The sequence below is a fragment of the Sphingobacterium sp. T2 genome (assembly GCF_000814685.1).
GTDB classification, from domain to species: Bacteria; Bacteroidota; Bacteroidia; order Sphingobacteriales; family Sphingobacteriaceae; genus Sphingobacterium; species Sphingobacterium thermophilum.
In genome coordinates this window covers 1-6,832 of the sequence record NZ_JXAC01000058.1, presented here as the reverse complement: position 1 = coordinate 6,832, position 6,832 = coordinate 1, and the positions used below count along the sequence as shown (strand labels likewise).

The following is a 6,832-nucleotide window of genomic DNA, read 5'->3' as shown; positions in this document are numbered from 1 at the left end:
GAATATGATGATAAGCGTATTCTACTACCGTCTTCTTGGCTTTTCCCATATAGATTTTGTTCGAGGGAATTCTTCCGGCTTTAAGCAGGTCGATTTCCACCCTTTCATAGCCTACCTGCCCTATGATGGTATCGTATTTGGCAGGATAGATATCCTCTTTGGCATATTTCTCCAAATTGTCGTACATGCCTTTGCATCCGGTCTGCAAGATCATTGCAAATCCTATCAAAGCATATAATAGTTTTACGAATTTCATAATCTTACAATTTAATTCTTAGCTTTTCTTCCATACAATGTTATCTCCGACAGGCAGTTTCCATCATCCAAGGTATAGTTAGACGTAAAGCCTTTCAAAGCTTCATACCTGAACCATCTTGTCTTTTTGGTAAACTTAGGATCGTCAGGATACATATAAGCCATATCTCCTGCTTCTCCCATTTTGACGTAATCCAGGTCGCTCAAACCTTCAATAACCGGGATTTTATGTGTACTTATCTCTACCCATCCATTCACATCATCATCCCAATAGTACATTCTATACATCCCTACATTTTCTGCCTTATAGTATTGACCGCGGCTTATATTTGCCAAACCTCCTGAGTGTCTTTGGACGGTGACAATACGGCTCAGCTCATAATAATCTCCTAGATCGATCATCAAGTTCCATGGCATATTACCATCGGCAGCTCTTCCTGTTCTTCCCCTCGCATTGGTATGCATGAAGTTCAGATTGTCTCCTCTATCGATTATTCCGTCAATAACATTTCGGGTTCTTCCTTCCAATCCGTCACCAAAACACATAGGAACACCACCAATAGTATCATTGGCGTTAGGAAGCTTCCATGCCGTTTTGGGAATTTCGTAGTCCTCCAAAAGCTCGATTTCTCCTTTGTCAATAGGTTCCGTCATATTACCATACATATCTTCGACCCTAATTTTCACTTTGACTTTATTGTTGACCACATTATCAAGGTCATTAATAAATCTTCGGTCCGTCTCTAAGTTGGAAGAGAACACCGAAGTCAATTTACGTTGCTGACCATTGTCGCTAAATTCAAAATCAACATATACATTGATGTTTTGCTTGAGCTCATTGATCCAATCCAAATAGAACGAAGCAAATCCGCCCTTGACAACCATATTTTCTGCTACTCGGCGATAAGCCGGTTCTAAAGGAGTTACTTGTACTGCTGTCGGTGCCGAGCGGTTGCCTGCCCTGTCCACCGCATACAGATTTATTGTATAGGATTTAGTATCGGGAAGACCGTAAACATCCAATGAATCGACAAAATAAGAAGATGTAAATTTAAAAACCTGATTTTGTGCGTTGATAAATTCTGCTTCCACACGTAATAAGTCCTCATCTGAAGGAAGTGTGTAATAAAAGCGCGCTCCACCATACAACGGCTTATACGACTTTACCGACACCTGTCCCGGAGGTGTATCATCTCCTTTGTTTACATCAAACCTTTCCATCTCTTTACATGAAAGAGCGAAAGCCATTATCAATAATGCATATACTATTTTTCTCATAACACTTCTAATTGAATAAATTACCATCCTGGATTTTGAACAAGCTTACTATTTGTATTCAACTCATTAATATCGATAGGCCACAGATAATCGGTGATAGTGAAACGGCGTTGTTGCTTAACTTCGAGCACGAAGAAAGAAGAAGCATTAGTTCCGGTATGTGTCCAGCCCCATACAGGTGAAGAGAAGCGCTGAGAGGCTCTCTTGTGTCTCCACATATCCCAAAAATGAATACCCTCAAAAGCAAACTCTATGGATCGTTCCTGAAGAATAATATCTCTAAGTCCTTCTTTGGTAAGGTGCTTATTCACCGTACGGGTAAGACTAGGGTCCGCCCACACTACTTCAACATCAGGAATTCCCGCTCTTCTACGTACTCTGTTAATATCTGCATACACTTCAGCACTTGGTCCATAGTATTCATTCATGGCTTCTGCACGCATCAGATAGAGATCAGCCATACGAATCAAAGGATATGGGAATTTGATGGTACGCTGCCAACTTCCTGATTGTGATTCAGGATGCACAAACTTTTGCACCCCAATACCGGTACATAAGTAGTCTGTAGAACTTACCGACGAATTGAATCCTCCTTCGGTGTTAGCAAACATACGTGCGTTAATTAACACGTTATGTGCTCTCCAATAGCCTCCTGTTATGCCTAGATTTGCATAAAAGCGAGGCTCACGATTCAAATACAGATTTATGGTTTCTGCACCAGGCTGCATATAACCATAAAGTTCTCTGTAAGCTTCGTCCATCACCCCTGGAGTAACGACGATTTCGTGTTTCAGGTTAGTGTCGTAAGTAAGATCTTCTTCTATAGGAAGACCATTCTTTGTGTAATAGCGTTCTGCTATCTGATAGGTCGCTCCCAGCCATTGCCACGAAAAACTTGCCGTATTTTTCACCCCATCGCCATATCCGTCCGGCAACCTTATGTTTGATCCGTGGGCTAGCCCACCATCTGCATAATAATCAATGTTGGAATATCCCCAGATTAATTCCTTATTCCATGGATCTACAATAAGCATGCGCAGATCGTAGTTATGGTTTTCATTTTTTCCGGATTTTCTTCGAATGCCTGACGGTCATAAAGGAAAGGCTCTTTATCATAAGTGTAGAGCTGAATTCCATTACTTTCTGCCACACGTATAGCCTCATTGATAGCATCCAAAGCCTCTTTCCATTTTTCAGGGTCGTAAGTCTGCTCAAAATAATGCTCTCCTTTATCGTTTAAAAAGTCACCGTAATACTCACGGTTACCATTAAAGAAAGGACTAGCTCTATAAAGCAGAATACGTGCTTTTATGGCCTTGGCTGCAAGCTGGTCCACCTGTCCTAAGTCGTTTTCTGCCGACCGCTCTTTTAAGTCGGGAATAGCTTCATTAATAAGGGTTAAGATATATTGAAAGCAGTCTTCCACTTTCGAACGCGGGATGAAGAGCTCCTCCTTGCTGGATTCTGGTGTAGCCATTTTGGTAGGCAGCACTATTGGTCCGTAATGTTTAAGAAGGAGAAAAGCATAATAAGCCTTCATAAATTTCACTTGTGCGGACCAATTTCTCTTTTCATCATCGGACATATCACGTACACGCCAGATGTTTTCAAGAAATACATCGGCCTGACGTATCCCTTGATATAAAGGTTTTCCACCCTGTGTTCCCGACCACATCCCCAGCTGTGGAGAGGAAGCCGTCTGTAACCCGCGCATAATCCGTATAGCTCTTAGATTACTCGTATTGTTGTTAAGATCTAAGCGTCCCACCCATTCATCGCCTAAAGTCCAAGTAGTATTATGTACTTTGTCATCCGTAGGCATATAGCTATACACTTTGGCCAACGCATTCCATGCATCTTCCTTAAGATCGAAGATATTCTCTAGTCTCAATGTGTTGTCTGGTACTACATCCAGATATTTCGTACAGCTCGATAAAGCAAGACATAGAAGTCCCGATATATATATTTTTTTCATTTTTAAACTCCTTTAGAATAATAATTGAAAACCAACATTGAATCTTCTGTTTGGTGGATACCCCAAACCTGCGCTTCCCATTTCCGGGTCCCATAGCTTGAACGGACTGAAGACAGCCACATTTTCTACACTAAAGTACAGGCGTGATCCAGTATTTATACCTACACTTTTAAGGTTTTTGGGACTATACCCTATTTCCACCGATTTCAATCTCAAGAAGCTCCCGTTTCTTAGCCACCAAGAAGATTGCTGCGTATTATTGTTTATAGGGTCAGTAGATAATCGTGGCCAGAAAGCATGAATATTAGGATTTGTCTCACTCCAATAGTCTTCTGCAATAAATGCCAAAGCATTTCTACGGTTCACAAAAGGAGCAATACCAGAAGTGCCAGAATACCCGGCATTAATAAAGAAGGAGGTATTGGCATTTCCTTGGAAGAAGAAAGAAAAATCAATGGTCTTATACCCCATTGAAGCTCCAAAACCATATTGGATTTCCGGAACGGTAGGATACCCCAAAGCTACACGGTCATTGCTGTTGATGACTCCATCGCCATTGATGTCTTTATACTTGATATCCCCTGCCATATACTCACCGAAATCTTGGCGTGGAGAGTTAGTAATTTCATATTCATCTACAAATAGTCTTTCCGCTACTAATCCCCATTGCTGGTTAATATTGCTTCCCAAGCGTTTTAGATATTGGTCCGGATAGTCTTTTTCATCCAACTCCACCAGCTTATTCACGGCATAGGTAAAGTTTCCTCGGGCCGACAGCCAGAAGTTAGGACTAAAATTCTTTTGTATTTCGAACGAACCATCAAACCCTTTTGACGTCACCTTGCCCACATTGCCGCTTATACTAGCCTCAAGACCTGAGGTGTTAGGAAAGTTCTGACGTGTCATATAAATTTTACTTCTATAGTCTTTGAAAAAATCGCCTTGTATTTTCAAAGCACTGTTGAAGAAGCCGCTCTCGAATCCCAAATTCCATTTTTCGGATTGTTCCCATGTAATATTAGGGTTTGCGTAACGTCTTACGCTATATCCATCATAAGCGTTCATAAAAGAACTTCCCCAACGGTATGCTCCTCCTCCTAACTGTATGTCCGAAAGATAGAAGAAACGTCCTGACCTTCCTGCAATGGCATCATTACCCACCAAACCCCAAGTAGCTCTGAGCTTAAACATGTTCATCACCGGAGTTAGTTTCTCAAAGAATTTTTCATTTGACAGCATCCATCCCACACCTATTGATGGGAAGAAACCATAGCGCATTTTTCCAGTAAATTTTTCCGACCCATTATATCCGTAGGCAAATTCTATAAAGTGGCGATCTTTATGACTATACGAAAGTCTTCCTGAATTACCCATATTACGTTCCGGAAGTGTTTCGTAGATAGAGTTACTATTTCCTCCTGTCAGCAGCTTTTCTTCCATCATACCTACTGTCATTGCCGAGATAGTATGATCGCCAAAAGTTCTATCCCAATTGAATCGAGCTTCGAAATAGAAATGTCCATTAGCATCTCTTACAGGAGTAACATCACCGAGGTAAGGTTGACCTGTTGTCGGATTAAGCAAAAGCAGCTTATATTCTTTAGTAATTTGATTGTAGGATTCCAAATCATAGTAATAAGGATTATAACTACGTCTGCCCGCATAACGGCTCCAAGTATTGGCAGACACTTTACCTTGGAATTTTAATCCCTTGGTGAAGAAATCCAAATCCTGAGAGAGTGTAGCTTGTGCAATGATCGTTGATTCATTTCTGTCTTCATAGCCTCTAACCATCTGTGCGTATGGGTTTGGCATTAAAGAACCATTGGCATAGCTACTGCCGAACAGAATATGTTCGGTAAACAGATTTTTTTCATCAGGTTCATACACCGCCGGAAAATCCACAGGGTTAATATTCATAACCATGTTAAAAATACTGGTAGCAGAAGTGTATGGACCGTTATATCTTTCGAATCGTGCCTGCAATCTTGTATCCAGTTTGGTAGTAGGCGTAAGCTTAAATAATACGTTGCTTCGCACCGTATAACGGCCTATATCTATATTGTTGTTGAAATTATTTTTCTTATCCACACGGAGTAAACCTGACTCCTTGTCCATTCCCAGCGAAACATAATAAGTAGCTACCTGACCTCCCCCCGAAACATTGATATTTGCTTTCTTATTCGTTGTAGACTTATTGAACAATGCATCATACCAATTAGTATTCGGATAGATCATGGCGTTCTCACCGTTAAGCGTGGATTGAATCTTTTGTTCGCTATAGAAATTACCCAATAAAGGGTCTCTCGTAATACGTGCTTGGTTGTAAAGTTTCATATAACTAACCCCATCCAACATCTCTACAATGCGGGTAGGCATAGATGTATTGGCATCCAAGCGTACACTCAACTTTACAGGCCCTTCCTTTCCGGCTTTAGTATTAACCATGATGATGCCATTAGCACCGCGTGCACCATATAGTACCGTAGCAGAGGCATCCTTTAAGATGGAGAACGACTCTATGTCGTCCGGCTGAAGCCTAGCCAAGTTGTCTGTCGTTGCTTCAAAACCATCGATAAGAATCAAAGGAGAGGACTGATAACCAAAAGTCGTTACAACCACGAACGAAAAATTGAGCATTATCCGCCCCCGGCTCTCCGGACGGAGAAAAGGAAATTATACCGGGAATACGTCCCGCAAAAGCTGTAGTTAAATTTGAACTAGGAATTTGTAAGTCCTTAGTATTTACAGTAGTTATAGCTCCTACGATACTTGACTTTTTCTGCGTACCGAAAGCTACAACCGTAACCTCCTCAATCGATTTGTCATCCACCACCATAGACACTTCGATTACGGATAAATTACCCACTGCCTTAAGAATAGGTTGATATCCGACCAAGGTAAATTCCAAAGTATCCTTCGGAACGGCTACAATGGAAAACCCTCCTCCCTCATCCGTGACAGATTTAACATTCCTACTTTTCGAGGATACTGTAACACCAGGTAAAGGATTTCCCGTTTTGAGATCTTTAACAATACCTGTGACCGTCTTTTCCTGTGCATATACAGCCGTAGAGCTATAATGCATTAATAATAAGGCTAAATAACATCCTATACTCAGCCTTTTCATGAGGTTGAATAGATAATACATAAACTAAGAATATTTAAGGTTAAGGCTTATAAGGTTGATAATTAAACATAACATGACCTAGTAATTATTTCTAAAAAATAACTATTGCCACTAATCATTCATATTATGTCGCATGTAATTATATCGAATAAAGTAACAGTTTCTTCATAATTTTACGTTGATTGGTTTTAAAA

6 protein-coding genes are annotated in these 6,832 nt (G+C 40.7%); all 6 read right to left on the bottom strand.

From position 1 onward, the window contains the following. A partial coding sequence (locus SD31_RS04915) for a hypothetical protein (protein ID WP_039053325.1) occupies positions 1-256 on the bottom strand: 256 nt, incomplete at its 3' end. An 11-nt stretch (positions 257-267) separates the two neighbouring features. Beyond that, positions 268-1,533 (bottom strand): DUF4959 domain-containing protein, encoded by a 1,266-nt coding sequence (locus tag SD31_RS04910; RefSeq protein WP_197053541.1) that lies wholly within the window; start codon positions 1,531-1,533, stop codon positions 268-270. 20 nt (positions 1,534-1,553) lie between these two features. Beyond that, on the bottom strand, positions 1,554-2,567 hold the full coding sequence (locus SD31_RS17115) for a RagB/SusD family nutrient uptake outer membrane protein (RefSeq protein ID WP_039053323.1): 1,014 nt from the start codon (positions 2,565-2,567) through the stop codon (positions 1,554-1,556). Then, positions 2,555-3,508 carry a RagB/SusD family nutrient uptake outer membrane protein gene (locus SD31_RS17110; protein WP_052258668.1) on the bottom strand — a complete coding sequence of 318 codons (954 nt, stop codon included), beginning with the start codon at positions 3,506-3,508 and terminating at the stop codon, positions 2,555-2,557. The genes SD31_RS17115 and SD31_RS17110 overlap by 13 nt, the downstream gene beginning before the upstream one ends. A 12-nt stretch (positions 3,509-3,520) precedes the next feature. Further along, positions 3,521-6,148 carry a SusC/RagA family TonB-linked outer membrane protein gene (locus tag SD31_RS04895; protein ID WP_197053540.1) on the bottom strand — a complete coding sequence of 876 codons (2,628 nt, stop codon included), beginning with the start codon at positions 6,146-6,148 and terminating at the stop codon, positions 3,521-3,523. Next, positions 6,072-6,659 carry a carboxypeptidase-like regulatory domain-containing protein gene (locus tag SD31_RS17105; protein ID WP_197053539.1) on the bottom strand — a complete coding sequence of 196 codons (588 nt, stop codon included), beginning with the start codon at positions 6,657-6,659 and terminating at the stop codon, positions 6,072-6,074. Before SD31_RS17105 ends, SD31_RS04895 begins: the two co-directional genes overlap by 77 nt. Positions 6,660-6,832: the final 173 nt, after the last annotated feature.